Genomic DNA, 26,302 nt, shown 5'->3' with positions numbered 1-26,302 from the left:
CCTGCACCAGAAACGTCTTGATCAACAGCGCCAGAACCAGCGCGACGCCGATGAGGAGGGGCAGTTCCTTCCAGAACGGGCGGGGGTTCTTCTTCCTGGCCGTGCTGCCGCCGGACGCGCCGCCGTCACTCTCCGTCCCGCTCACCGTCGTCCCGTCCTCCGCCGCACCGGCGGGCTGGGAATGCGCCGGGCTGCCCGGCCGGTCCTCGGGTTCGTCGTGTCCGGATCGTGCGCCGACCGCCAAATCCCCCACATCCACTCCTTACTCCGTGCCACCGCCTGCGTCCTAGCCGATGCAGGCCCACCACTCCCATAACGAGCGGGAGTTCCGCAGGGGTCGGGAGCCGGATCAATCCGTTGGGATCCTGAGACACACTATTCGACGGTCCCGAGGCAGCCGCCGTACCGGCGCGCGCGTCCGGGACCGAGGAGAACGCCGAGCGTTCCTCCAGGCCGGTCCAGTGCCCGAAAGGCCAGACGATCCATTTCGCGCGCCCCACGACCGCGTCCTCGGAGATCGTGCCGGCCGCCGTCTTGTCCAGGTGGAAGCGCGAATCGGCGGAATTGGAGCGGTGGTCCCCCATGACGAAGAGGCGGCCCGCCGGAACCTTTACCTCGAATTTGATGGTGGAGGGGGAATCGCCGGGGAAAACATAGGGTTCATCGACCGCCACGTCGTTGACGACGAGCCTGCCGTCCGACTCGCAGCACCTCACCGTGTCGCCCCCGACGGCCACGACCCGCTTGATCAGGTCCTGCTCGTCGTCCGAGGGCAGCAGCCCGACGAAGGTGAGGACCTGCTTCACCTGCTTGACGACGACGGGTGGATCGTCTGTGCTCACCGGGTTCGGCGGCGGCCAGTCGGACGGGTTGCGGAACACGACGACGTCCCCGCGCTGCGGCTTCGACCCGAACCAGGGCGTCAGCTTGTCGACGAGCACCCGGTCACCGATCCGGATGGTCTGCTCCATCGAACCGGACGGGATCACGAACGCCTGCACCAGGAACGTCTTGAGGACCAGCGCGATCAGCAGCGCCACCGTGATCAGCAGCGGTATCTCCCGCACCGCCGACCTGCGCCGCCTGCGCTTCACCTTGCGGGCCAGCTTGCGCCGCTCCGCCCGGGTGGGCAGCGAACGCGCACCCCCGTCCGGCGCCGTGGTCCCCGGCGCCGGGGCACCGCGCCGCCCGTGGTTACCCATGCGACGGACCGGCCGCCGGTACGGAGTCGAAGGCCGCGGTGTCCGGCAGCGGGCCCAGTCGGCCCGGCGGCCAGCCGAACCAGTCGACCCGCCCGATCACCCGGCCCACCGGCACCATGCCGCCGCCCGGTTCCCCCAGGTGATCGCGGGAGTCGCGGGAGCGGCTGCGGTGGTCGCCCATCATCCACAGGGTGCCGTCCGGCACCACGATGTCGAAGGGGACCTTCGAGGGCGCGTCACCGGTGAAGAGGTAGTCCTCGTTCAGCGGCCGGCCGTTCACCTCGATCCTGCCCCGCTCGTCGCAGCAGACCACCCGGTCACCCCCCACGCCCACCACCCGCTTCACGAAATCGGTCTCGGCGGGCTCCGCGAGCCCGAGGGACGCCGCCGCTCCGTGCAGCAGCGCGGTGACCGGGTTCTGCTCCCCGCCCTCGCGTACGAAGGAGCCGGTGCCGTCGAAGACCACCACGTCACCGCGCCGGGGCACCGCGCCGAAGCGGTACGCCAGCTTGTTGACGAGCACCCGGTCGCCCACCCGGAGCGTGGGCTCCATGGAACCGCTGGGGATCAGGAAGGGCTGCACCACGAAGCTGCTGAAGAGGAACACGAACACCGCGCAGACGGCACCGAGCGCGAGCGTGCCCCGCCAGGACATCAGGTCCGCGGCCCGGTCCCGGACACGCGAAGAGCGCGGCCGCTCCTCCGGACCCGTAGCGGGTGCGGAGGAGCGGCCGCGCTCCTGGAGTTCTGCTTGCGTGTCCATCGGGGCCAGAGCTTATCCGGACACCCTGTGGACGAGGCAGTCAGATCAGCGGTCGCGCTTCTCCTTGATCTTCGCGGCCTTGCCGCGCAGCTCACGGAGGAAGTACAGCTTGGCGCGACGGACGTCACCGCGGGTCACGAGCTCGATCTTCTCGAAGATCGGGCTGTGCACCGGGAAGGTGCGCTCGACGCCGACGCTGAAGGAGACCTTGCGGACCGTGAAGGTCTCGCTGACGCCCGCGCCCTGGCGGCGGATGACGATGCCCTTGAACTGCTGGACACGGGAGCGGTTGCCCTCGATCACGCGGACGTGAACGTTGACGGTGTCACCGGGGCGGAACGCCGGGATGTCCGTACGCAGCGACGCGGCATTGACGCCATCGAGCAGGGAAGCCATGTTGTCTGCTTTCTTCGCCGATGCCACAGGTCATCGACGGGAGAGTGATGAGTGCTAGGGGCTGATCGCGTCGGACGGGCGTCGTGTCCCCCTGTGGCAGGGGCGCACGCCGGACGGACAGCAGCGGCCTATTCTTCCACGGCCTCGGGCCGGCGCCAAAATCGGCCACCGGGCTCGGGGGACCAGCCGAGGATGGAAAGCATCTCCCGGTCCTTCTTGTCGAAGCCGGACGCCTCGCACCGCTCGATCAGATCGGGCCGGTTGGCGGCCGTACGGCGCAGCGCCTCGTCCCGCCGCCAGCGCGCGATCCGCCCGTGGTGGCCGCTGAGCAGCACGTCGGGGATGGACCGGCCGCGCCACTCGGGCGGCTTGGTGTAGACGGGTCCCTCCAGCAGGTTCGCCATCGCGCCGGGGGCGAAGGAGTCGTCCTGGTGGGAGGCGGCGTTGCCGAGGACGCCGGGCAGCAGGCGGGCCACCGCCTCGGTGATCACCAGCACCGCGGCTTCCCCGCCGGCCAGGACGTAATCGCCGATGGACACCTCGACGACCCGCATCCGGGTGGCGTACTCCTCGGTCACCCGCCGGTCGATGCCCTCGTAGCGGGCCGGGGTGAAGATCAGCCAGGGCCGCTCGGACAGCTCGACGGCGAGCTCCTGGTCGAACGGCCGGCCGCTCGGCGTGGGCACCACGAGGACCGGGGAGTGCGCCCCCGCCTCGTAGCCGTCCGCCAGCGCCTCGTCCAGGGCCTCGCCCCACGGCTCGGTCTTCATGACCATGCCGGGGCCGCCGCCGTACGGGGTGTCGTCGACGGTGTTGTGGCGGTCGTACGTCCAGTCGCGCAGGTCGTGCACGTGGACGTCGAGGCGGCCGGCCGCGCGGGCCTTGCCGACCAGCGAGACGTTCAGCGGTTCCAGGTACTCGGGGAAGATCGTGACGACGTCGAGGCGCATCAGGCGTCCTCGCCCTTCGCCACGGAACCCTCGGCCGGTCCGTCGCCCTCTTCGCGCGCGGAGGCCACGACCGCCTCGCTCGCGTCGATCAGACCGGGCGGCGGAGTGATCACCGCGCGCTGCTCCTCCAGGTCGATCTCGGTGACGATCTCCTCGACGAACGGGATCATCACCTCGCTGCCGTCCGGCCGCTCCACGATGAAGAGGTCCTGGGACGGCAGGTGCGTGATCTCGGTGATCCGGCCGATCTCGGTGCCGTCGGCGAGGACCACGTCCAGGTCCATCAGCTGATGGTCGTAGAACTCCTCCGGGTCCTCCGGGAGTTCCGCCGGGTCGACGTCGGCGATCAGCAGGGTGTTGCGCAGCGCCTCGGCGGCCGTACGGTCCTTCACGCCCTCGAAGCGCAGCAGCAGCCTGCCGCTGTGCACCCGGCCGGCCTCGATCGTCAGCGGTCCCGTCGTGGCCGGCTCGGTGGCCAGTACGGCTCCGGGTGCGAGCCGCAGCTCCGGCTCGTCCGTGCGCACCTCGACGGTGACCTCGCCCTTGATGCCGTGGGCGCGACCGATCCGCGCGACTACCAACTGCACCTTGTGTCTCTCCTGTCGTACGACGACGGGCCGGGGCGGGCTCTTGGCCCTCCCCGGCCCGTGCCGGTGTTCAACTCTGTCAGCGAACCTGATCCACATCGACGAGGTCGACGCGGATGCCACGGCCGCCGATGGCGCCCACGACGGTCCGCAGCGCGCGTGCGGTGCGGCCGTTGCGGCCGATCACCTTGCCGAGGTCATCGGGGTGCACCCGGACCTCCAGCACACGGCCACGCCGCAGGTTGCGCGAGGCGACCTGCACGTCGTCGGGGTTGTCGACGATGCCTTTCACGAGGTGCTCGAGAGCCTCCTCGAGCATGCTCAGGCCTCGGTCGACTCGGCGGGCGCGGCGGCGTCAGCAGCCTCGTCCGCCTTCTTGTCGGCCTTCTTCGCCTTCGGCGTGATGGCCTCGCCCTTCGACTCCTCACCATCGCTGGAGAGGGCGTCGAACAGGGCGCGCTTGTCGGCCTTGGGCTCCGGCTGCAGCAGCGGCGCGGGGGCCGGGAGGCCCTTGTGCGCCTGCCAGTCGCCGGTGAGCTTCAGGATCGCGAGAACCGGCTCGGTCGGCTGGGCGCCGACGGACAGCCAGTACTGCGCACGCTCCGAGTTGACCTCGATGCGCGACGGGTTCTGCACCGGGTGGTACAGGCCGATCTCCTCGATGGCCCGGCCGTCACGGCGGGTACGGGAGTCGGCGACGACGATGCGGTAGTGAGGCGAACGGATCTTGCCCAGACGCTTCAGCTTGATCTTGACTGCCACGGAAGTGGTGTCTCCTGGTCTATGACGTGGTTGGGCACAACGAAAATGCCACGTGGGGTTGCGGTACTCGGGTGCCCGATGGACGCGTCAGCCGGAGGAGAGAGGGGTCCTGTGCGACTGTCGAGTACAGCTAGCCATTGTGCCACACCGTGTCGGCTCACCCCACCGCGACCGCTGTCTCCGGGATCCGGAACGGCTTTCCGCAGCCGCCGCAGACGATCGGGGCCTGCGCGAGAACCGACGGGACCACGCGCACGTTGCGCCCGCAGTCGCACACGGCCTTGACCCGCACGCCCCCTCCGGAGGAGCCGTGCCGGGCGGCCGGGCCGCGGAAGGAGCGCTTGGTGTCGGCGGCGGTGGCCACGGTGTGCGCCTTGAGGGCGCGCTGCAGCCGTTCCGTCGTCGGCCGGTAGCGGCGCTTGGCCTCGGGGTTGAGCGTGACCAGGGAGAAGCCACTGCTGGGGTGGGGCTCCTCGGCATGGTCGAGGCCCAGCTCCTCGGCGATCGCCAGGAATCGTCGGTTGTGATATCGGCCGGCGCGCGAGGTGTCGCGGACACCTCTGGCGGCGGCGATGCCGTGGACTGCCTCGTGGAGCAGTCGCTCGAAGGAGAGCTCGGCGCCACAGGCGGACGAGGACTCTCCGATCAGGGACTCGGGTGCGGCGAGATCGGGCAGCTCGGGGTGGTACCGCTGAATGTCGGCCCACGCCTGCGCCAGCTCTGCGGCAAGTACAGGTGGTGTCGTGCTCACGTCGTGACCAACGAGCGCGGGGCCCTCGGTGTTCCGATTCCGGGCCATCCCAAATATTTTGCACGTACCAGTCAGTTGACCTTCATGCGTCCTGACGAGGGCGGGTGCGCTGATCTGCGGAGAAGCCTCACAGCTCGCACCAAGCCGGTACGTAGCGGCGCGTACGCCTGCGCGCGTAGACGCGGTACGCGCCCCCCGGCGCTCCCGAGCCGCCCGGCGCGCGGGCCCGGCGGCCGCACGACGCAGATGAAGAGGGTACCGGCAGCGCCGTGACGTGCTCGACGTGCCCGTCCCGGCGTGTCGGGTCAGACTGTTCGGCAGAGGACGAGACGGACCCCCTCGGGGTCTCCACGCCGTCCGGGTACGCCGGTGCCGTCGTGCGCCGGACGGCAGCGGGGACAACCACGTCCCGCAGACCTCTGGACGCGGCGCCCGATGCGCAGTTCTCTGGCATACGGGGGAAGCGCGCGTAACCAGGACGGTCGTACCCGTCCACTCGGGCACGACCGACCGGCAGAACCGGCAACCTCGGCGGATTGGGGCGCATTCCATGACACCTACGCTCGTTCGGCACCACCGGCACACGGAGTCGTCCGTTCTCGCGGACGGCGCCTCCCGCGCCCGCGACTGGGCCGAGATCCAGGAACGGATGCTGGCCCCCCTGTACGAAGCGGTGTACACACGGCTGGAGGTGGGGCCCGCCACGCGGATGCTCTCGCTCGGCTGCGGCTCCGGTCTGGCTCTGCTGATGGCCGTCGGCCGCGGAGCCCGGGTCACCGGCGTCGACTCCGACCACGAGCGGCTCGCGCTCGCCCGGGCCCGGCTCCTGCCCGCACCCGAGGACCGCGGCGCACCGGCTGCCGCTCCCCGGCTCACGGACACGGTCACCGCCGCGACGGACGGCGGACCCCACAACCTGATCACCGCCTTCACCCCGATCGGCTGCGCGGCGGGCGACGGCGAGGAGCTGGTACGGGCACTGGAGGCCGCGATCCCGTCGGCGGACCGGGGCTCCACGGTCGTCCTGACCGGCTGGGGCCCGCCCGAGCGGTGCGCCACGGAAGCGGTGCTGCGGGTGGCGGGCCGGCTCGCCGACGAGGGGCGCACGCCGGGCGCCGGCTGGCGCGGCCCGCGCCGGGACGATCTGGAGGACGTGGCCTTCCGGTCCGGGCTGAAGCCGGACGGCTCCGGCCGGGTCGCCTGCCCGTTCGGCTACGCCGACATGGACAGCGCCGTACGCGGCCTGCTGTCGACCCGGCTGTTCGAGGCGGCGGTCGGGGCGACCGACCGGTGGCAGGTGGAGAAGGAACTCGCCGAGGCCCTGCACCCGCACCGGCGTCCGGACGGCACGGTGTGGATGTCCAACGTGTTCCGCTACCTGGTCTGCACGACGTGACCTACGCCCGAGGGGCGCCCGCCGACCGGCGGACGCCCCTCGGGCACGTACCAGGGCGTCAGCCCATGAACTTCTTGAACTCGTCCGGCAGCTCGAAGTCCTGGCCGGCCGGCAGACCGGGGACGCCGCCCTGGGCCGCCTGCTCGCGGCGGGCGGCCGCGGCCTGCTCCTCGGCCTTGCGCTTCATCGGGTTACCGCTCTTGCGCTTGCCCTTGGCCTGCTTGACCTGCTTCTTCTGCCGGCCCGGGCCGCCGCCCATGCCCGGCATCCCGGGCATCCCCGGCATGCCGCCGCCCTGCGCCATCTTCGACATCATCTTGCGGGCCTCGAAGAACCGCTCGACCAGGTTCTTCACGGCGCTGACCTCGACGCCGGAACCCTTGGCGATACGGGCGCGCCGCGAGCCGTTGATGATGGTCGGCTCCGCGCGCTCCTTCGGGGTCATCGACTTGATGATCGCGGCGGTGCGGTCGACGTCCCGCTCGTCGATGTTGTTGATCTGGTCCTTGATCTGCCCCATGCCGGGCAGCATGCCGAGCAGCTTGGAGATGGAGCCCATCTTGCGGACCTGCTCCATCTGGGCCAGGAAGTCGTCCAGCGTGAAGTCCTTGCCGCCCTTGCTGGACGCCAGCTTGGAGGCCATTTTGGCGGCCTCTTCCTGGCTGAAGGTCTTCTCCGCCTGCTCGATCAGGGTGAGCAGGTCACCCATGTCGAGGATGCGGGACGCCATGCGGTCGGGGTGGAAGGCGTCGAAGTCCTCGAGCTTCTCACCGTTCGACGCGAACATGATCTGCTTGCCCGTGACATGGGCGATCGACAGGGCGGCACCACCGCGGGCGTCACCGTCGAGCTTGGAGAGCACCACACCGTCGAAGCCGACGCCGTCGCGGAACGCCTCCGCGGTGTTGACCGCGTCCTGGCCGATCATCGCGTCGACGACGAAGAGGATTTCGTCGGGGCTGACGGCGTCGCGGATGTCCGCGGCCTGCTGCATCAGCTCCTGGTCGATACCGAGGCGGCCGGCGGTGTCGACGACGACGATGTCGTGGACCTTGTTCTTCGCGTACTCGATGGAGTCCTTGGCGACCTGGACCGGGTCGCCGACGCCGTTGCCCGGCTCGGGGGCGTACACCGCGACACCGGCGCGGTCGGCGACGACGCTCAGCTGGTTGACGGCGTTGGGGCGCTGGAGGTCACAGGCGACGAGCAGCGGGGAGTGGCCCTGGCCCTTGAGCCAGACGCCGAGCTTTCCGGCGAGGGTCGTCTTACCGGCGCCCTGGAGGCCTGCCAGCATGATCACGGTGGGCGCGGTCTTGGCGAACCGCAGCCGCCGGGTCTCGCCGCCGAGGATGGCGATGAGCTCCTCGTTGACGATCTTGACGACCTGCTGGGCCGGGTTCAGCGCCTGGGAGACCTCGACGCCGCGCGCCCGCTCCTTGACGTTGGCGATGAAGGACCGGACGACGGGCAGCGCCACGTCGGCTTCGAGCAGGGCGATACGGATCTCGCGAGCCGTGGCGTCGATGTCCGCCTCGGACAAGCGGCCCTTGCCCCGGAGGTTCTTGAAAGTCGCGGCAAGGCGGTCGGAGAGAGTATCGAACACGGCGCTCGTCGGTCCTCAGGGTCGGGGGCGGGAAGCTTCGCTGCCTAGGGTATCTGGCCCACGCAAACGCCAGCCCCCGCCGGTCGCATTCGACCTGCGAGGGCTGGGATCCCCGCAGGGGTGGGGAGCACGTGTCGACACTGGGCGCGAAGGCGGTGGACGCCGGGCCATCCCTCTGGGGCGAGGGAACCGATCTCTTCTCGGTCAACGACGCGGCCCACGCCCGGTCACCGGCTCACTGCAGGGCATCCTCCAATGCCCTGGCCAGCGCGGCGGCCTCCGCGTCGGCCAGCGGTGTGCCGTCCTCGCGCGTGACGTAGACCGTGTCCACCGCGTTCGCCCCCAGCGTCGACACGTGCGCGCTGCGCACCCGGACCGCGCTCTGCTCCAGGGCGTGGCCGATGCGGTGCAGCAGGCCGGGGGCGTCCTGGGCGCGTACCTCGATCACCGTGGCGAGGCGGGAGCCGGCCGGGGCGACCGTCACCCGGGGCGGCGGCGCTTTCACGCCGCGCCGCCGGGGGTAGGCCGCCTCGCGTTCGGCGAGGCGGGCGGGGATGTCCAGGGTGCCGTCCAGGGCGCGTAGGAGGTCGGCGCGGAGCCGGGCCTCCTGGGGCAGCGAGCCGTACTCGGCGGCCACCCGCCAGCTGAGCAGCAGCAGGTCCGCGGACTCGCCCAGCTCCGTGGGCAGCTCCACGGCCCGCAGGTCGGCGGCGCGGACCGTGAGCCGGTGCAGGGCGAGGACCCCGGCGGCGGCGGGCAGCACGCCGGGCCGGTCGCGGAGCGCGATGAGGAGTTCGACGCCCACCGGTTCGGGGTCGTCCTCCTCGTGCGGGGTCTCGGGCCGCGTGTGCAGGGCGAGGACGGGCTCCCCGGTACGCAGGGCCTCGACGGCGAGGCGTTCCTGTTCGGCGCTCGGGGCGGCGGGCTCGGGTTCCTCGGGGGCCTCCCCCGCCAGGACCTGGGCGACGCGTCTGACGAGTTCGGCGACGAGGGACGCACGCCAGGCGGACCAGGCGGCGGGTCCGGTGGCGAGGGCGTCGGCCTCGGTCAGGGCGTGCAGCAGCTCCAGCGTGGCGGCGGTGCCGACGGCGTCGGCGACGGAGCGGACGGTCGCCGGATCGTCCAGGTCGCGGCGGGTGGCGGTCTCGATGAGCAGCAGGTGGTGGCGTACGAGGGTGGCGATGACGCCCACGTCGTGCTGTTCGAAGCCGATCCGGGCGGCCATGTCGCGGGCGATGACCTCGCCGGCAACGGAGTGGTCGCCGGGCCAGCCCTTGCCGATGTCGTGCAGCAGGGCGGCCACGAGCAGCAGGTCGGGGCGGCCGACGCGGCGGGTGAGCGAGGAGGCGCGGACGGCCGTCTCGACGAGGTGCCGGTCGACGGTCCAGGTGTGGACGGGGTTGCGCTGCGGGCGGCAGTGGACGCGTTCCCAGTCGGGCAGGAGGCGGGTGATCAGCCCTTCGGCCTCCAGGGCCTCCCAGACGGGGACGACGGCCTCGCCGGCGCCGAGCAGCGTGACGAGCTCCTCGCGGGCCTCGGCCGGCCAGGGCACCGGGAGCGGCTGGGCGGTGGTCGCGAGGTGGCGTACGACGTGACGGGAGAGCGGCAGTTCGGACTGGGCGGCCGCCGCGGCGGCGCGCAGGACGAGCACCGGGTCGCGTTCGGGCCGGGCGGTGCGGGCGAGCACGGCCTCGCCGTCGGCCTCCACGACGCCGTCGGCGAGCGGGGTCCGGTCGGGTGCGGGGTTCCGGCCGCCGAGCAGGGCGCGCAGCCGGGGCCGGGCGGAGCGGGCGCGCAGCACCCGGTTGACCTCGCGCCAGGTGACGTCGGTGGCGTACGAGACGGTGCGGGCGGCCTCGTAGACCTGGCGCAGCAGGGCGTCGGCGTCGAGGAGGCCGAGGGCCTGGGCGACCTGGTCCTGTTCCTGGAGGGCGAGGCGGTCGGTGGCGCGGCCGGTGGTGAGGTGGAGGGCGTCGCGGGCGTCGAGCAGGACGCGGCGGGCCGCGGCGAGTCCTTCACGGGGGGCGTCGGCGACCCAGGAGGCGGCGACGGCGCGCAGGGCGGTGGCGTCGCGCAGGCCGCCCCGGGCCTCCTTGAGGTCGGGTTCCAGGAGGAACCGCAGCTCACCGTGGCGTTCGGCGCGTTCGCGGCAGAGTTCGTGGAGGTCGGGCAGGCGTTTGGGGGCGAGGTTGCGCCAGTCGGCGAGGATCGCGGTGCGCAGGGACGCGACGAGGCCGAGGTCGCCTGCGAGGGGCCTGGCGTCGAGCAGTCCGAGCTGGACCTTGAGGTCCTCGCCCGCGGTCTTCCGGGCCTCGGCGGGGGTGCGGACGGAGTGATCGAGGGCGAGGCCCAGGTCCCAGACGGGGTACCAGATCCGGTCGGCGAGGGCGGCGACGGCCGCGGCGTCGGCGGTGCCGTCGTGCAGGAGGAGGAGGTCGAGGTCGCTGCGCGGGGAGAGTTCGCCGCGGCCGTAGCCGCCGACGGCGACGAGGGCGGCGCCCCGGATGCCCGCGTGCTCGGCCGCCGCGGTGAACAGGGCGGTGAGCCAGTCGTCGGTGAGGGCGGCGAGGGCGGCACGGCGCGGCGGCCCGGGCCGCTCCTTCTCCTGGAGAAGGCGCAGCCGGGCCGCCGCATAGCCGCTGGGTCCCGAGTCCTCGGATTCGGTGGTGGTTTCGATGCTCGTCACCCAGCTGCCCTTCCGTGTGCGGAACAGTGCGAAACAGTGGTGCGTACCGGTCAGAGCGCGTCCGGGCCGCGTTCGCCCGTACGGACCCTGATGGCGGTCTCGACGGGGACGCTCCAGACCTTGCCGTCACCGATCTTGCCGGTGCGGGCGGCCTTGACGACGACGTCGAGGAGCTGTTCGGCGTCCTCGTCCTCGACCAGGACCTCGATGCGGATCTTGGGGACGAGGTCGACGGTGTACTCGGCGCCCCGGTAGACCTCGGTGTGGCCGCGCTGACGACCGTAGCCGCTGGCCTCGGTGACGGTGAGGCCCTGGACGCCGAACGCCTGGAGGGCTTCCTTGATCTCGTCGAGGCGGTGGGGCTTCACGACTGCGGTGATGAGCTTCATGCGTCCACCTTCTTGTTCGTCGGGGCGGCCGGGCCGGGGGCGGGGGCGGAGGTGCGGGAGGCCGCGCCGCCGCCGGCGCCGCTGAAGTCGTACGCGGTCTCGGCGTGCTCGACCTGGTCGATGCCGGAGATCTCGTCGTCCTCGTCGACGCGCATCCCGAGGGTCTTGTCGACGACGAGGGCGAGAACGGCGGAGACGACGAGAGAGTACGCGAGGACCGCGAAGACCCCGACGGCCTGCTTGCCGAGCTGGTCGAGTCCGCCGCCGTAGAAGAGGCCCTTGGCGTCGGACTGGACGCCGCCGGTGGCGAAGAAGCCGACGAGCAGCGAGCCGGCGATGCCGCCGACGAGGTGGACACCGACGACGTCGAGGGAGTCGTCGTAGCCGAACTTGTACTTGAGGCCGACGGCCATGGCGCACAGCACACCGGCGATGGCGCCGACCGCGATGGCGCCGAGCGGGCTGACCGCGCCGCCCGCCGGGGTGATGGCGACGAGTCCGGCGACCGCGCCGGACGCGGCACCGAGGGTGGTGAAGGAGCCGTGGCGGATCTTCTCGTAGCCGAGCCAGGCGAGCATCGCGGCGGCGGTGGCGACCTGGGTGTTGACGAACATGACCGCGCCCACGCCGTCGTCGTTGCCGAGCCAGGAGCCGGCGTTGAAGCCGAACCAGCCGAACCACAGCAGACCGGCGCCGAGCATGACGAGCGGCAGGCTGTGCGGCCGCATCGGGTCCTTCTTGAAGCCGACCCGCTTGCCGATGACGAGGATCACGCCGAGGGCCGCGGCACCCGCGTTGATGTGGACGGCCGTACCACCGGCGAAGTCGATGACGCCCAGCTCGAAGAGCCAGCCGCCGGCGCCCCAGACCCAGTGGGCGACCGGGAAGTAGACGACGGTGACCCACAGCGCGATGAACAGGGCCCAGGAGGTGAACTTGACCCGGTCGGCGAGGGCACCGCTTATCAGGGCGGGCGTGAGGACGGCGAACATCAGCTGGAAGACGGCGAAGACGTAGACCGGGATGGTGTAGTCGGGCCAGAGTTCCGTGACGCCGATCCCGCTGAGGCCGACGAAGTCCTGGCTCCAGCCGATGACCGAGCCGGTGTCGGTACCGAAGGCGAGGCTGAATCCGTAGAGCACCCACAGGATCGTGACGATCCCGAGGCTGATGAAGCTCATCATCAGCATGTTGAGGGTGCTCTTGACGCGGACCATGCCTCCGTAGAAGAAGGCGAGGGCCGGGGTCATGAGCATCACCAGGGCCGAGCAGATGAGCATGAAGCCGGTGTTGGCTGCAGACAGCGTCGGGGCGTCTGCGGCAAGCGTCGTGATGCCTGGGGGCATCGGCGTCTCCTCGTCGTCGGTGCGGCCGCGTGCGGGCGGTGGGGGCACAACCACTGCGGGACCACGGGGGAAAGGTGCGGGCCGGTTATGCGCCATGAGGTTCGCGCAGCGCCGTTTCGACCGGTGCGCCGCGATGTTTCGCCGCAGTGACGAAGGGGAGCGACGTGTTACGTCCCCATGAACCACACCTGCCGTACCCACGCTCGCGCCCACTCTGCGGCCCCGGCCGCATACGGTGCGGTTACGACGCTCCGGTGGGGGAACGACCACACGAACCGGCCACGGCGATCACCCGTTGACCTGGCAATGGGGGGAGCCGAAGTCGGTCTGTGCTGGGTGATCGTCGTGGCCGGGGTATGGGGGCCGCTATGTGGTCGCGCTAGACGGCTTCCACGGTCTCGGGCAGTTGTTCGACGAGGAGTTCGGTGAGCCGGGCGACCTCGGGTACGTCCCCGAAGTCCCTGGCAGCGGTGTCGACGGTCTTGCGGAGCCGGGTGTTGACGCGCTCGGAGCGCACCTTCCTGGCGACGCGCAGCGCCTTCTCGGCCGGCACGGTGGATGCCTCGGGCTCGCCCTTGAGGAGGTGGACGGTGGCGAGGCCGATGAGATTGAGCGCGTAGGAGCGCTGGTGCTCGTCGTCCTCGCCGAAGAGCTGGACCGCCTTCTGCATGATGGGCTCGGCGAGCGAGGCGTACGTGGGGCTGCGGCCGGCCACGTAGGCGAGGTCGCGGAAGGAGTGCGAGTTCTCGCCGTTGAGCTCGGCCTCGGAGAAGAAGCGGATCCAGTCGGGCTCGGGCTCGCCGTCGACGCCGGCGTCGAGGAAGGTGTCCTCGGCCATCCGGACCGCCCGCTTGCACTTGCTGGGCTGGCCCATGTTGGCGTAGGCGCGGGCCTCCATCGCGTACAGCATGGCCTGGGTGCGCGGGGTCGCGCAGTCGCGGCTTCCGTACTGGGCGAGGTGGATCAGCTCCAGGGCGTCCTCCGGGCGGCCGAGGTGGATCATCTGCCGGCTCATGCTGGACAGGACGTACGAGCCCAGCGGCTTGTCGCCGGTCTCCTTGGCGGCGTGCAGGGCGAGCACGAAGTACTTCTGGGCGGTGGGCTGGAGGCCGACGTCGTAACTCATCCAGCCCGCCAGCTCGGCCAGTTCGGCGGCGCAGCGGAACAGGCGCCTGGAGGTGGCGGCGGGCTGGGGTTCCTGGAGCAGGTCGGTGACCTCGTGGAGCTGGCCGACGACGGCCTTGCGGCGCAGGCCGCCGCCGCACTGCGCGTCCCACTGGCGGAACATCGCGGTGGTCGACTCCAGCAGGTCCAGCTCGGGGGCGGAGAGCCGGGAGGGGCGGCGGGCGGCCGCGGCGGATTCCGGTTCGGCGGCGGGGGCGCCCACGACCGGTACCAGCCAGCGCTGCATGGGTTCGATGAGCGCGGGGCCCGCGGCGAGGGCGAGGGAGCTGCCGAGGAAGCCGCGACGGGCGAGCATCAGGTCGCTGCGCGAGAACTCGCTGAGCAGGGCGACGGTCTGCGGCCCCGCCCACGGCAGGTCGACGCCGGCCACGGAGGGTGCCTGGTGCGGGGTACGCAGGCCCAGGTCCTCGACGGCCACGACGCTGCCGAAGCGCTCGGAGAACAGCTCGGACAGGATGCGCGGGATCGGTTCGCGCGGCTGCTCGCCGTCGAGCCAGCGCCGCACCCGGGAGGTGTCGGTGCTGATGTGGTGGGCGCCCATCTGGCGTGCCCGGCGGTTCACCTGCCGCGCCAGCTCGCCCTTCGACCAGCCGCTGCGCACGAACCATGATCCCAATTGCCCGTTCGGGCGCTTGCCGGCATTCGTCTCGCCTGCGCCGCTGCCACTCACTGGAACGCCCCCATCCCGCCGAACACTGTCGCGCGAAGCACTATCAGAATGCCGCGAACTCATGTCGCCCGTACGGGCGTTGCGCCCGATCGAACAGAAAACCGGGTTGCCCGCGGCATACCCACGGGCGCACATACTTCCATGATTCGTGTACCGACGGTAATCCTGTGATCACCGGCCCGGCGAGGCCCTTTGCGTAATCGCCACCATTCGCCACCCCTTCGATTGAACGCCACCCGCGCGGGTCGCGATTCACTTGACAGGGCGATCAGCACAGGCGCGGGGAAGCGCCGGGGGGCGCGCGGGCGGTTGCACGCTCCTCTTCGTAACCATCGGCGAGCCGGACCCGTTGGAGGGGGCATGGGCTTCACGATCGGCATCCGCGAGATGCGCACCGGTGCACGGCGTCGCGCCCGTGCCTCCGTCGGCAGCACCGCGGTGGCGGAGTACACCGGACTGTGGGGCTGGGCCGTCGTGGCCGGGGCCCGCGCTGCGGACGGCGTCTGCTCCTGCGGGGACGCCGGCTGCGCCGCCCCGGGCGCGCATCCGCTGGACTTCGCGAGCGAGGTGCCCGCAGGGGCGACGCTCGACACGGTGGCGCGCACCTGGGCCGAGGTGCCGGGCGCCTCGATGATGCTCCCCGTGGGCCGCGGCTTCGACGTGCTCGACGTGGCGGAGGCGGCCGGGCGCCGGGCCCTGGCGCGGATGGAGCGGATGGGCCTGCCGCTGGGCCCGGTCGCGGTGACCCCGCAGGGCCGGGCTCAGTTCTTCGTGGCGCCGGGTGCGGCCGACGAGCTCCCCGGGCTGCTGTACCGGACGGGCTGGGACGACGCGGGGCTCGACCTGCGGGCGCTCGGCCCCGGCAGTCACATCACGGCGCCGCCCTCCGACCGGGGCGGGCTGGGACCGGTGCGCTGGCTGCGGCCGCCCGGCCTGGACAGCGCGACGCCCCCGGAGGCCCGGCTGCTGCTCGGCACGCTGGCGTACCTCTGCCACCGCTGGGCGGCGCCCTGCGGCTGAGCCGCGTACGGCCCGCACGGCCGGAAGCGCCCCGCGGGTGAGCGGCGGGCCGTCCGGACAAGCCGGAAGCCCGGCCGCGTCGATCGCGCGGCCGGGCTTCCGGCTGTCCTGCCCCGGCCGGGTCAGTCCCCGATCAGCGCGTCGACGAACGCCTCCGGCTCGAACGGGGCCAGGTCGTCGGGACCCTCGCCGAGTCCGACGAGCTTGACCGGCACGCCCAGCTCGCGCTGGACGGCGATGACGATGCCGCCCTTGGCGGTGCCGTCGAGCTTGGTGAGGACGATGCCGGTGATGTCGACGACCTCGGCGAAGACCCGCGCCTGCACCAGGCCGTTCTGCCCGGTGGTGGCGTCGAGGACGAGCAGCACCTCGTCGAGCGGGCCGTGCTTCTCGACGACCCGCTTGACCTTGCCGAGCTCGTCCATCAGGCCGGTCTTGGTGTGCAGCCGGCCGGCGGTGTCGATGAGCACCACGTCGGCGCCCTCGGCGATGCCCTCCTTGACGGCGTCGAAGGCGATGGAGGCCGGGTCGCCGCCCTCGGGGCCGCGCACGGTACGGGCACCGACCCGCTCGCCCCAGGTCTGGAGCTGGTCGGCGGCGGCGGCGCGGAAGGTGTCGGCCGCGCCGAGCACGACGCTGCGGCCGTCGGCCACGAGCACCCGGGCCAGCTTGCCGGTGGTGGTGGTCTTGCCGGTGCCGTTGACGCCGACGACCATCACGACGCCGGGGGTCTCGAGACCGCCCTCCGTCTTCACGGCCCGGTCGAATTCGGGGCCGAGCTGGGCGAGCAGCTCCTCGCGCAGCAGGGTGCGCAGCTCCTCGGGGCTGCGGGTGCCGAGCACCCGGACGCGCTCGCGGAGGCGTTCGACCAGTTCCTGGGTGGGGGCGACGCCGACGTCGGCGGTGAGGAGCGTGTCCTCGATCTCCTCCCAGGTGTCCTCGTCGAGGTTGTCCCGGGACAGGAGCGCGAGCAGCCCCTTGCCGAGGGTGTTCTGCGAGCGGGCGAGGCGGGCCCGCAGCCGGACGAGCCGGCCGGCGGTGGGCTCGGGGACGTCGAGCGCGGGGGCGGCGGGCGCCTCCGGCTCCGCGGTCTCCGGGAGGGCCTCGGCGGGCGGGGCCGCGACGTCCTCGACGGTGCGGCGCGATTCCTCGCGCGGCTTTTCGGCCTCCTCGCCGACATGGGGCTCGGCGGGAGGTGTGATGGTCGGCGTGCTCGACGGCGCCGGGGGCAGCTGCTTCTTCTTGCGGCTGCTGACCACGAGCCCGCTGATCACGCCGACCGCGACCAGGGCGATGACTACAGCAAGGATGACGAATTCCATAACCCACCCAGTATCAGTCACCCGGGCCGGCAATCGGGGAAGGGACGGGCCCGACGCAGGACCGGAGGCGTACGCCGGGGCCGATTCGTTACGCCTGGTATGCCGGAAAGGTATGTTCCTGGCGGCGGAGACCCGCGGCCAGGAACCCGTGCCGGACGAGGAGCGCGGCGGCGCCCCCGGCATGGCGCTGCACCGGGCGGTTTCCGGCCACCGGGGCGATCTGGCGCCCGGGTCGCTGATCCGGGTGGCGCGGTGGGGCCGGGAGACGATGAACGCGGCAGTGCCGCGCCCGGGCCGTCCGGCCGCGCCCCTGCACTTCCGACGCCTCGTCGGCCGGGCCCCGGCGGCGAGCCGGATCGCCCGCGTCCGCCGTGCGGCGGGACGCCGGGGGGCGAGGGGCGCGATCCTCGGCCGTTCCACGCGGCGGACGGCGGCTGAGCCGCGTACGGCCCCGCTCGCGTGGTGCGAACGGGGCCGTACGGTTTCGAGGAGGGGGCAGCGGGGAGTTAGCCCATCTCCTCCAGCGCCTTGCCCTTGGTCTCCTTCACGAACTTGATGACGAAGGGGATCGAGAGCGTGGCGAAGCAGGCGTAGATGATGTACGTGCCGGACAGGTTCCAGTCGGCGAGGCTCGGGAAGCTCGCGGTGATCGCCCAGTTGGCGATCCACTGCGCCGAGGCGGCGACGCCGAGCGCGGCGGCGCGGATGCGGTTGGGGAACATCTCGCCGAGGAAGACCCAGACCACGACACCCCACGACAGGGCGAAGAAGAGCACGAAGACGTGGGCGGCGACGAGGGCGACCGCCCCCTGGGTGGTCGGGAGCTTGCCGTCGATCAGGTCGGCGGAGAAGGCCCAGGCCTCGAAGGCGAGGGCGATGGCCATGCCGCACGAGCCGACGAGGGCCAGCGGACGGCGGCCGACCCGGTCCACCAGGATCATCGCGATGACGGTACCGATGATGTTGATGATCGAGGTGGTGAACGAGTAGAAGAACGAGTCGGTCGGGTCGATGCCGACGGACTGCCACAGCGTCGACGAGTAGTAGAACGCCACGTTGATGCCGACGAGCTGCTGGAACACCGAGAGGCCGATGCCGACCCAGACGATGGGCAGGAAGCCGAAGCGGCTTCCGAGCAGGTCCTTGAAACTGGACTTGTGCTCCCGGCGCATCGCGGTCTCGATCTCCTCGACCCGCATGTCGAGGTCGACGCCCTTGCCCTCGACCTCTTCCAGGATCTGCCGGGCCCGGTCCCGCTTGCCGACGGAGATCAGGAAGCGCGGCGACTCGGGGATGGCGAACGAGAGCAGACCGTAGAGGACCGCGGGCACGACCATCACGCCGAGCATCCACTGCCAGGCCTCGAGCCCGCCGATCTTGCCGCGCTGGTCACCGTCGGCGATCTGCAGGATGCCGTAGTTGACGAGCTGGGAGATGGCGATGCCGATGACGATCGCGGCCTGCTGGAAGGAGCCGAGCCGGCCGCGGTAGGCGGGGGGCGAGACCTCGGCGATGTAGGCGGGGCCGATCACCGAGGCCATGCCGATCGCGAAGCCGCCGATGATGCGCCACATCGCCAGGTCCCAGAGCGCGAACGGGAGCGCGGAACCCACGGCGCTGATGGTGAACAGGACGGCGGCGATCTGCATGCAGCGGATGCGCCCGATGCGGTCGGCGATCCGGCCGGCCGTGGCGGCGCCGATCGCGCAGCCGATCAGCGCGATGGCGATGACCTGGGCGAGCGTGCCGGAGCCGATGTCGTAACGGTGGCGGATCGCCTCGACGGCGCCGTTGATCACGGAGCTGTCGTAGCCGAACAGGAAGCCACCCATCGCGGCCGCGGCGGTGATGAAGATGACATGGCCGAGGTGGTCCGGGTGGGCCGCGCGGGCCCCGGACTCCGGCCCCTGCGATGTGCTGGTCACATGAACTCCTGATGCCTGGCCGCAATGACAGGCGTGGGGGGTGAGCTCCTCCCAGTGGTACACAACTTCTACTTAGACACCACTTGAAGGCAAAAACGACGATGCAGAGACTATGTGTTCAAGTTTTGAAGTCAATACCTGGCTGGGTCGTAGTCGGAGCTGAGATCCACCCACACGTACCCAAAAAGGCACGTTGAACTCCTGAAGATTGGGTAAAGACTCAGCGAAGGCGCTGGCTGATGACCTTCGAGACGCCGTCGCCCTGCATGGAGACGCCGTACAGCGCGTCGGCGACCTCCATCGTCCGCTTCTGGTGCGTGATCACGATGAGCTGCGAGCTCTCCTGGAGCTCCTCCATGATCCGGATCAGCCGCTGGAGGTTGGTGTCGTCGAGCGCCGCCTCGACCTCGTCCATCACATAGAACGGGCTCGGCCTCGCCTTGAAGATCGAGACCAGCAACGCCACCGCCGTCAGGGACCTTTCCCCGCCCGACAGCAGGGAGAGCCGCTTGACCTTCTTGCCCGGCGGCCGGGCCTCGACGTCCACGCCGGTGGTGAGCATGTTGTCGGGATCGGTCAGGATCAGCCGCCCCTCACCGCCCGGGAAGAGGCGCGAGAAGACGCCCTCGAACTCGCGCGCGGTGTCCCGGTACGCCTCGGTGAAGACCTGCTCGACCCGCTCGTCGACCTCCTTGACGACCTGCAGCAGATCGGCCCGGGTCTTCTTCAGGTCCTCCAGCTGCTCGGAGAGGAACTTGTGCCTCTCCTCCAGCGCGGAGAACTCCTCAAGGGCGAGTGGATTCACCTTCCCGAGTTGCTGATACGCCCGTTCGGCCGACCTGAGCCGCTTCTCCTGCTCGGCCCTGACGAACGGTCTCGGCAGGTTACGCGGGTGCTCCGGGTCCTCCGGCAGCTCCTCGCCCTCGGCGGGCGGGGACGGCGGCACCGGCTGGCCGGGGCCGTACTCCGCCACCAGCCCGGCCGGCTCGACGCCCAGTTCCTCCAGCGCCTTCGTCTCCAGCTGCTCCATCCGCAGCCGCTTCTCGGCACCCAGCACCTCGCCCCGGTGCACCGAGTCCGTCAGCTTGTCCAGCTCCCCCTTGAGGTCACGGCCCCGCAGCCGCTCGGCCGCCAGCTCCCGCTCCCGCTCGCCCTTCGACGCCTCGGCCGCCGCCCGCTCCCGCTCCGCCCGTACGACGGACACCTCGACGTGGGACAGCAGTTGCCGGCCGCCCGAGGCCACGGCCGCGGCCACCTCCGCCTCGTGGCGCAGCCGGGCGCGCCGCCGCTCGGCCCGGGCCCGCGCCTCGCGCTCGGCACGCGCGGCCCGGTCCAGCGAGTCGGCGCGCCCGGCGAGCGCCTTGACGCGTTCCTCGTGCGTACGGACCTGGAGGCGGGCCTCCATCTCGGTCTGGCGGGCGTTGGCACCGTCGGCCGCGAGCCGGTCGCGCACGGCGGTGTCCGGCTCGTCGTCGGTACCGTCCCCGGCCGCTTCCTCGGCGACGAGCAGCCGCTCGGCCAGCTCCTCCGCCTCCTGGGTGGCCCGCTCCCACGCCTCCTGGGCCCGGGCGGCCGAGGCGTCCATGCGCTCGGCCTCACCGGCGGCGCCCCGTGCCTGGCCGGCCAGGCGTCCGAGCTGCTGGGCCACCCCGGACCGCTCCCGCTCGACGGCCCGGCGCCGCTCCCCCAGCTCCTCGACGAGCGCCGCCGAAGCGGTCCGCCGCTCGGCCGCGAGCCGCTGCGCCTCGGCCAGTTCGGTGCACCGCACGGCGAGCCCGGCGAGCTCGGCGGCCGCCTCGTCCACGGACGCCTGCACTTCGAGCAGGCTGGGCGCGCCGGCGGAGCCGCCGTGTGCGAAGTGGGCGGAGAGCAGATCGCCCTCGCCGGTCACCGCGGTCAGCTCCGGATGCGCGGCCACCAGGTCCTCGGCGTCCTCCAGAGTCGCGACGACCACCATGCCCCGCACCAGCCTGCGGACGGCGGCCACCAGTTCGACGGGGCCGCTGACGAGATCGGCGACGGCGGGGCCGCCGGTTGTTCGCGGTTCCATGGCGGGGGCGGGCGCCTGCGCGGCGGGTACGGTCTCCGGCACCTCGTCGACGGGACCGGCGGCCGGTGCCCCCGACGAGGGGACGGGCCCGGCGGCCGGTGCCCCCGCCCGCCGTACGGGCTCCGACGCCACCCCGCCCAGAAGCAGGGCCGCCCGGCCCGCGTCCTGTTTGCGCAGCAGCCGGATCGCCTCCGCCGCCGCGGCCGGGTCCGTCACCGCGACCGCGTCCGCCGCCGCGCCCAGTGCCGCCGCCACCGCGACCTCGTGGCCCGGGGCCACCGTCAGCAGTTCGGCGGCGGGGCCGAGCAGGCCGGTGAGCCGGTCGCCGGCCCCGAGCAGCGCCCCCGTACCGTCCTTACGACGCAGCCCGAGGGCCAGCGCGTCGTGCCGGGCCGCGACGGCGGCGCGCTGCCGCTCGGCGGCGGTGGCCTCCTCGCGGGCCCGGGAGAGCGCGGCCTCGGCCTCCTTCAGCTCGCGCCGGGCGGCGTCGTGGCGTTCGCCGAGTTCCGTGTCGCCGGCGTCCAGACCGTCGACCTCGGCCTTCAGCTGCTCGTACTCCTCCTGGGCCGCGACGGCCCGCTCCCGCGCCTCGTCGCGCGAGGCGGACAGCCGGTCGATCTCCGCCTGGGCCGAACCGGCGCGGCTGCGGGCGGCGTTGACCTGGCCGTGCAGCCGGGCGAGCCCTTCGCGGCGGTCGGCCAGGGCGCGGGCGGCGTCCTTGAGCCTGCGCTCCTCGGCCGCCAACTCCCGCTCCAGCTCGTGGCGGTGGGACGCGGTGTCGTCGAGCGCGTGCTCCGCGGCCTCCAGGGCCGCGGTCAGCTCGGCCTCCTGTTCGCGGATACGGGCGGCCTCGCGCTCCATGTCCTCGGGGTCGCGGCCCCGGCGCTCCTCCTCGGGCGGCGCGGTGGCGCTCTTCACCCGGGCGTCGGCCAGCGAGATCGTGCCCCGTACCCGTTCGGCCAGCTGCGACAGCTCGTACCAGGTCTGCTGGGCGCGCTGGAGGCGGGGCGTCAGCCGCCGCACCTCGTCCTCCAGTTCGGCCTCGCGGGTGAGGGCGGCCTTGAGTTCCGCCTCGGCCGCCTCACGGCGCTGTCTGAGCGCGGCCTCGTCGGCGATCTCGCTGCGCAGGGCGGTGCGCAGGGTCACGAGGTCGTCGGCGAGGAGTCGCAGCCGGGCGTCGCGCAGATCGGCCTGGATGACGGCGGCTCGGCGGGCCACGGCCGCCTGCCGCCCGAGCGGTTTCAGCTGGCGCCGCAGTTCGCCGGTGAGGTCCTGGACCCTGGCGAGGTTCGCCCCCATCGCATCCAGCTTCCGCAGCGCCTTCTCCTTGCGCTTGCGGTGCTTGAGGACGCCGGCCGCCTCCTCGATGAAGGCGCGGCGCCCCATCGGGTCGGCGTGCAGGACGGAGTCCAGCTGGCCCTGGCCGACGATGACGTGCATCTCGCGGCCGATGCCGGAGTCGGAGAGGAGTTCCTGGATGTCGAGCAGCCGGCAGGTGTCGCCGTTGATCTGGTATTCGCTGCCGCCGTTGCGGAACATGATCCGCGTGATCGTGACTTCGGCGTACTCGATGGGCAGGGCACCGTCGGAATTGTCGATGGTCAGCGAGACCTCGGCCCGGCCCAGTGGCGGCCGGCCGGTGGTCCCGGCGAAGATCACGTCCTCCATCTTGCCGCCGCGCAGGGATTTCGCGCCCTGTTCCCCCATGACCCAGGAGAGCGCGTCCACCACATTGGACTTGCCCGACCCGTTGGGCCCGACGACGCAGGTGATACCGGGTTCGAACCGCAGGGTCGTGGCGGAGGCGAACGACTTGAAACCGCGCAGGGTCAGGGCCTTGAGGTGCACGCCGCCGGACTCTACCTTTCGCTCTCGGTTTCGCTGATGAAGGTGCAGGGCACATCAGACGGTAAGGGAAGAGGTGTACATCCGGGGCGGGACCTGCGCGAGGCGGGGGAAAAGAAAGAAGGGACGCCGAAGCGTCCCTGTAATTCTGCGGATCAGGCGTCGTCGTACATGTGCCTGAGCCGTGCGTTATCCGGATCAATGACAAGGCGGAGGAGAAGCGGATCAGCGCAATCCGGCAACAGTCCGGCCTGCGGTATCGATCCTCAATGATCCGGTGGTGGTCCGGCGATATGCCCGGGCGATTGGCGCGTGGGGCCCGACCGGCCCCTGAGGGCCTCGGGGTCGGGTCAGGTCAGCGCCGGCTCCGCCTGGGGTACGTCGATGTCGATGCTGTCGAGCAGCGACTGGTGCTGGGCGGCGGCGTTGAGCGCGTCGTTCTCCTCCTGAATCCGTACAAGCTCGGATTCGAGGTCCTGGACGCGCTGCTGGAGCCGTCGCATCTCGGCGAGGAGTCGCGGGTCGGAACCGCCGACGTAACCGAGAAGCGCCTTTGCCATGATGGATGGTCCTCCACAATGAGTGACCGACCGATGCGGTGTGGGTCGTGAGGGATCGCACCCGCGGTGCTCGGCAGTGCTCTGTGTCACTGCTGTCCTGCTGCCTACCAGCTCTGCCGAACAGCTAAGGTGCGCGGGGATTTCAGCGTCTCACCAAAAAGTTTGACGGTCAACACGATCACACCCCACAGACGCGGGTGTCCCGGGGCGCGCGGCAGGACGATCATGCGGCGCGACTCTCCTACGGGACCCTCAGGGGTACGGAGATCATCCTCAGGGCGGCAGCCTCGCACGCCAACCGAATCTTGGCAACCATCAGGACATTCCGCAGGTCATTTCATGTGTACGCGCGGCGGGGGCATTCCCGGTCACCCCGCGCCGCACATCGAACACAATCCGAACACGGCCCCTTCGAGGATCCGTTCACGAGTGGTCTCAGCGGATCGCGAATCCCTCGTATCCACCGCGCGGCGTGTCCCATATCTCAGTGACGCCGTCGACACGGCCGGGTGTGCCGTCCGACCGGAGCCAGTCCAGAAGACGGTGGCAATTCTCACGCCGTCCCTCGGCCACGACCTGCACCCTGCCGTCGTCGAGATTGAGGGCGAAACCGGTGAGGCCCCCGATCTCCAAAGCGTTTGCCCTGGTGAACCAGCGGAACCCTACTTGCTGTACTCGACCGCGTACCCAAGCGGTGAGTCGTACATCTTCGCTCATGCCCGAACGCTAACCGGTCAATTGCCTGCGGAGCACTTCTCGGCGAATCGCCATGGCGTACAGTCCCCTCGCAAAAGCTTCACTCGTTCGGGTGGGCATGGTGGCGTCGAAAACGGCGTCCAGGTCGTCAGAAGGGCACAGCAGATGGGACGCCATCGACGCGGCGCCGCAGCGCCCGCCGCCGAAGAACAGGCGGACGGGGCCGCGGGCCGACAGCGGGGGGCGGGCCGCAGGAAGCGGTCGGCGATCCCCCTGCGCACCGGACTGATAGGCGTCTCGGCGGCCATGGCCGTCGGTGCCGTCGCCGTGGCCTCGGGTCTGCTGCCCGGCGGCGACAGCTCCACCGTGGGCGGCGGTCCGGCCGCCGACCAGGTGCGCTCCCAGGCCGTCCCGGACCTGCTCACCCAGGGCGGCTCGACCACCTCGCCCGCCGACCGTTCCTCCGCTTCGGCGCCGGTGAGCCGGGGCGCCGACCGCGCCGCCGGGCCCGAGAAGTCGCGTTCCACCACGTCAGACCCCTCGAAGTCGTCCTCACCCTCCGCCTCGCACTCACCCTCCGCCTCGCACTCGGCCTCCGCTTCGGCCTCGCCGTCGAAGACGGTGACGCCGTCCAAGTCCCCGGCCGGAGAGAAGTCCGCCGCCGGGAAGAAGGCTCCGGCCCGGAAGAAGGAGACGGCCGCGCCCTCCTCCTCCGCGTTGAAGGCCCCGCTCACCAAGGCCGCCAGAAGCTCCGCGCCGACCGCCCCGAAGACCTCGTCCTCGGCGCCGGCCACCCCGAAGTCCTCGTCCTCCGCGCCGGCCGCGTCGAAGAGCGGCACCCCGACCGCCACGGCCGCCTCGGCCCAGGCGGCCGTGCTGGCCCTCGTCAACGAGGAGCGCGCCAAGGTCGGCTGCAGCCCGGTCACGGCGAGCGCGTCGCTGGCCTCGCTCGCCCAGAACTTCAGCGACGACATGGCGGCTCGCGGCTTCTTCGGCCACACCGACCCCGACGGCAAGAGCCCCTGGGACCGGGCGGACGCGGCCGGTGTCGCGGGGCTGGGCGGCGAGAACATCGCCCGCGGCCAGGCCGACGCACAGGCCGTGATGGACGCCTGGATGAACAGCGAGGGCCACCGGGCAAACATTCTCAATTGCGATTACAAGACGCTCGGCGTCGGCGTCCACGTCGGGGCCGGCGGCCCCTGGTGGACCCAGGACTTCGGCTTCTGACCCGCGCTCCACGAGGGGCGCAACCTGAGGGCCTGTCCGGCGGACGGGCCCTCAGGCGATGCGCGGCGGGCGCTGGCAGCGCGGGCAGTAGTAGCTGGACCGGTTCATCCAGGGGCGCCGCGCCATCGCCGTACCGCAGCGGTGGCAGGGCTCGCCCTCGCGGCCGTAGGCGTCGAGCGACCGGTCGAAGTAGCCCGATTCGCCGTTCACGTTGACATAGAGGCTGTCGAAGCTCGTGCCGCCCTGGGCCAGCGCCGCGTTCATCACGTCGCGGACGTGGCCGAGCAGTTCGGCGGACCGGGGGCGGGTGAGCGTCGCGGTCGGCCGGTCGTAGTGCAGCCGGGCGCGCCAGAGCGCCTCGTCCGCGTAGATGTTGCCGACCCCGCTGATCAGCGACTGGTCGAGCAGGGCGCGCTTGACCGTGGTGCGGCGCAATCGCAGCGCCGTGTGGAAGGCGGCGTCGTCGAAGGCCGGGTCCAGGGGGTCTCGGGCGATGTGCGCGATGACGTCGGGCAGTCCGTCGGGGGTGTTCTCGTGGAGCGAGAGCCCGCCGAAGGTGCGCTGGTCCACGAAGCGCAGTTCGGTGCCGACCGAGTCGGCGAACCCGATCCTGACCCGCAGGTGCTTCTCGTCGGGCGCCCCCTCGGGCTGGACGAGGAGCTGGCCGCTCATGCCGAGGTGACCGAGGAGCGAGCCGGCCGACTCGTCGAGCGGCACCCACAGGTACTTGCCCCGTCGCATCGCGGCCCCGAACCGCGTTCCCGTGAGCCGGGCCGCGAAGTCCACGCCGCCCGCGAGATGGCGGCGGACCGCGCGCGGGTGCAGGACCTCGACCTCCCCGACGGTCCGCCCGGCGACCCAGCGCTCCAGTCCTCGGCGGACGACTTCGACCTCGGGCAGTTCGGGCACGGGACGGCTCCTGGGGGAAACACGACTGGGGTACGCGGACAGGGAGAACCCCCCGGCGC

Annotated in this window: 22 protein-coding genes and 1 pseudogene; 3 read left to right on the top strand and 20 right to left on the bottom strand. The window is 71.7% G+C overall.

What is annotated here, in order from left to right:
• The 9 genes and pseudogenes from ABZ564_RS17640 to ABZ564_RS17600 all read right to left on the bottom strand — a co-directional run.
• Window positions 1-244 (bottom strand): annotated as a pseudogene (locus tag ABZ564_RS17640) (signal peptidase I); the annotation flags it as partial.
• Window positions 126-1,202, bottom strand: coding sequence for a signal peptidase I (gene lepB, locus ABZ564_RS17635; protein ID WP_360856701.1), 1,077 nt, complete (start codon window positions 1,200-1,202; stop codon window positions 126-128). The pseudogene ABZ564_RS17640 and the gene lepB (ABZ564_RS17635), both read right to left, overlap by 119 nt.
• Window positions 1,195-1,965, bottom strand: a complete 771-nt coding sequence (lepB, locus tag ABZ564_RS17630; protein ID WP_360856698.1) for a signal peptidase I — start codon at window positions 1,963-1,965, stop codon at window positions 1,195-1,197. The genes lepB (ABZ564_RS17635) and lepB (ABZ564_RS17630) overlap by 8 nt, the downstream gene beginning before the upstream one ends.
• 45 nt (window positions 1,966-2,010) lie before the next feature.
• Window positions 2,011-2,361, bottom strand: a complete 351-nt coding sequence (gene rplS / locus ABZ564_RS17625; protein ID WP_360856695.1) for a 50S ribosomal protein L19 — start codon at window positions 2,359-2,361, stop codon at window positions 2,011-2,013.
• A 128-nt stretch (window positions 2,362-2,489) separates the two neighbouring features.
• Window positions 2,490-3,311: a tRNA (guanosine(37)-N1)-methyltransferase TrmD gene (trmD, locus tag ABZ564_RS17620; RefSeq protein ID WP_360856692.1), complete on the bottom strand. Its 822-nt coding sequence runs from the start codon at window positions 3,309-3,311 to the stop codon at window positions 2,490-2,492.
• Window positions 3,311-3,898 (bottom strand): ribosome maturation factor RimM, encoded by a 588-nt coding sequence (gene rimM, locus ABZ564_RS17615; RefSeq protein ID WP_360856690.1) that lies wholly within the window; start codon window positions 3,896-3,898, stop codon window positions 3,311-3,313. Before rimM ends, trmD begins: the two co-directional genes overlap by 1 nt.
• Before the next feature lie 79 nt (window positions 3,899-3,977).
• Entirely contained in the window at window positions 3,978-4,217 is a 240-nt protein-coding gene (locus ABZ564_RS17610) for an RNA-binding protein (protein WP_005311361.1), read from the bottom strand.
• 2 nt (window positions 4,218-4,219) lie between these two features.
• Window positions 4,220-4,660, bottom strand: coding sequence for a 30S ribosomal protein S16 (gene rpsP / locus ABZ564_RS17605; protein WP_360856687.1), 441 nt, complete (start codon window positions 4,658-4,660; stop codon window positions 4,220-4,222).
• A gap of 157 nt (window positions 4,661-4,817) precedes the next feature.
• Window positions 4,818-5,411: a hypothetical protein gene (locus tag ABZ564_RS17600; RefSeq protein ID WP_018521397.1), complete on the bottom strand. Its 594-nt coding sequence runs from the start codon at window positions 5,409-5,411 to the stop codon at window positions 4,818-4,820.
• Window positions 5,412-5,961: 550 nt separating this feature from the next.
• On the opposite strand from ABZ564_RS17600, the gene ABZ564_RS17595 reads away from it, so the two are divergent.
• The gene (locus ABZ564_RS17595) at window positions 5,962-6,807 is read left to right on the top strand and encodes an SAM-dependent methyltransferase (protein WP_360856685.1); all 846 of its coding nucleotides are present in this window, start codon (window positions 5,962-5,964) and stop codon (window positions 6,805-6,807) included.
• Between the two features lie 58 nt (window positions 6,808-6,865).
• On the opposite strand, the gene ffh is transcribed toward ABZ564_RS17595, so the two are convergent.
• The 5 genes from ffh to ABZ564_RS17570 all read right to left on the bottom strand — a co-directional run bounded on the left by ffh (window position 6,866) and on the right by ABZ564_RS17570 (window position 14,686).
• Window positions 6,866-8,410: a signal recognition particle protein gene (gene ffh, locus ABZ564_RS17590; RefSeq protein WP_360856682.1), complete on the bottom strand. Its 1,545-nt coding sequence runs from the start codon at window positions 8,408-8,410 to the stop codon at window positions 6,866-6,868.
• A gap of 235 nt (window positions 8,411-8,645) precedes the next feature.
• Window positions 8,646-11,096, bottom strand: coding sequence for a [protein-PII] uridylyltransferase (locus ABZ564_RS17585; protein ID WP_360856679.1), 2,451 nt, complete (start codon window positions 11,094-11,096; stop codon window positions 8,646-8,648).
• A 50-nt stretch (window positions 11,097-11,146) separates the two neighbouring features.
• A complete protein-coding gene (locus ABZ564_RS17580) occupies window positions 11,147-11,485 on the bottom strand; it encodes a P-II family nitrogen regulator (protein WP_147971177.1) in 339 nt (112 codons plus the stop codon).
• Complete coding sequence (locus ABZ564_RS17575) at window positions 11,482-12,831, bottom strand: ammonium transporter (RefSeq protein WP_360856675.1); 1,350 nt, start codon at window positions 12,829-12,831, stop codon at window positions 11,482-11,484. The genes ABZ564_RS17580 and ABZ564_RS17575 overlap by 4 nt, the downstream gene beginning before the upstream one ends.
• Window positions 12,832-13,210: 379 nt before the next feature.
• Window positions 13,211-14,686: a hypothetical protein gene (locus ABZ564_RS17570; RefSeq protein WP_360856672.1), complete on the bottom strand. Its 1,476-nt coding sequence runs from the start codon at window positions 14,684-14,686 to the stop codon at window positions 13,211-13,213.
• A 360-nt stretch (window positions 14,687-15,046) separates the two neighbouring features.
• Between ABZ564_RS17570 and ABZ564_RS17565 the strand changes: the two genes are divergently transcribed.
• Window positions 15,047-15,706, top strand: coding sequence for a bifunctional DNA primase/polymerase (locus ABZ564_RS17565; RefSeq protein ID WP_360856669.1), 660 nt, complete (start codon window positions 15,047-15,049; stop codon window positions 15,704-15,706).
• A gap of 122 nt (window positions 15,707-15,828) precedes the next feature.
• On the opposite strand, the gene ftsY is transcribed toward ABZ564_RS17565, so the two are convergent.
• The 5 genes from ftsY to ABZ564_RS17540 all read right to left on the bottom strand — a co-directional run bounded on the left by ftsY (window position 15,829) and on the right by ABZ564_RS17540 (window position 24,125).
• Window positions 15,829-17,028: a signal recognition particle-docking protein FtsY gene (gene ftsY / locus ABZ564_RS17560; RefSeq protein ID WP_360856666.1), complete on the bottom strand. Its 1,200-nt coding sequence runs from the start codon at window positions 17,026-17,028 to the stop codon at window positions 15,829-15,831.
• A gap of 506 nt (window positions 17,029-17,534) precedes the next feature.
• Window positions 17,535-18,953: a sugar porter family MFS transporter gene (locus tag ABZ564_RS17555; RefSeq protein ID WP_360856663.1), complete on the bottom strand. Its 1,419-nt coding sequence runs from the start codon at window positions 18,951-18,953 to the stop codon at window positions 17,535-17,537.
• 220 nt (window positions 18,954-19,173) lie between these two features.
• On the bottom strand, window positions 19,174-22,851 hold the full coding sequence (locus ABZ564_RS17550) for an AAA family ATPase (RefSeq protein WP_360856660.1): 3,678 nt from the start codon (window positions 22,849-22,851) through the stop codon (window positions 19,174-19,176).
• Window positions 22,852-23,198: 347 nt separating this feature from the next.
• Window positions 23,199-23,408 (bottom strand): hypothetical protein, encoded by a 210-nt coding sequence (locus ABZ564_RS17545; RefSeq protein WP_018102403.1) that lies wholly within the window; start codon window positions 23,406-23,408, stop codon window positions 23,199-23,201.
• A 435-nt stretch (window positions 23,409-23,843) separates the two neighbouring features.
• Window positions 23,844-24,125 (bottom strand): acylphosphatase, encoded by a 282-nt coding sequence (locus ABZ564_RS17540; RefSeq protein WP_360856657.1) that lies wholly within the window; start codon window positions 24,123-24,125, stop codon window positions 23,844-23,846.
• A 144-nt stretch (window positions 24,126-24,269) separates the two neighbouring features.
• Here ABZ564_RS17540 and ABZ564_RS17535 point away from each other — a divergent pair, with 144 nt between their 5' ends.
• Window positions 24,270-25,334, top strand: coding sequence for a CAP domain-containing protein (locus ABZ564_RS17535; RefSeq protein ID WP_360856654.1), 1,065 nt, complete (start codon window positions 24,270-24,272; stop codon window positions 25,332-25,334).
• 51 nt (window positions 25,335-25,385) lie between these two features.
• On the opposite strand, the gene mutM is transcribed toward ABZ564_RS17535, so the two are convergent.
• A complete protein-coding gene (gene mutM, locus ABZ564_RS17530) occupies window positions 25,386-26,243 on the bottom strand; it encodes a bifunctional DNA-formamidopyrimidine glycosylase/DNA-(apurinic or apyrimidinic site) lyase (protein ID WP_360856651.1) in 858 nt (285 codons plus the stop codon).
• Between the last annotated feature and the right edge of the window lie 59 nt (window positions 26,244-26,302).

Source organism: Streptomyces sp. NPDC019224, from assembly GCF_040632605.1.
Classification (GTDB): domain Bacteria; phylum Actinomycetota; class Actinomycetes; order Streptomycetales; family Streptomycetaceae; genus Streptomyces.
The sequence above is the reverse complement of the archived record's forward strand: the minus strand, read 5'-3'. Positions and strand labels throughout refer to the sequence as shown.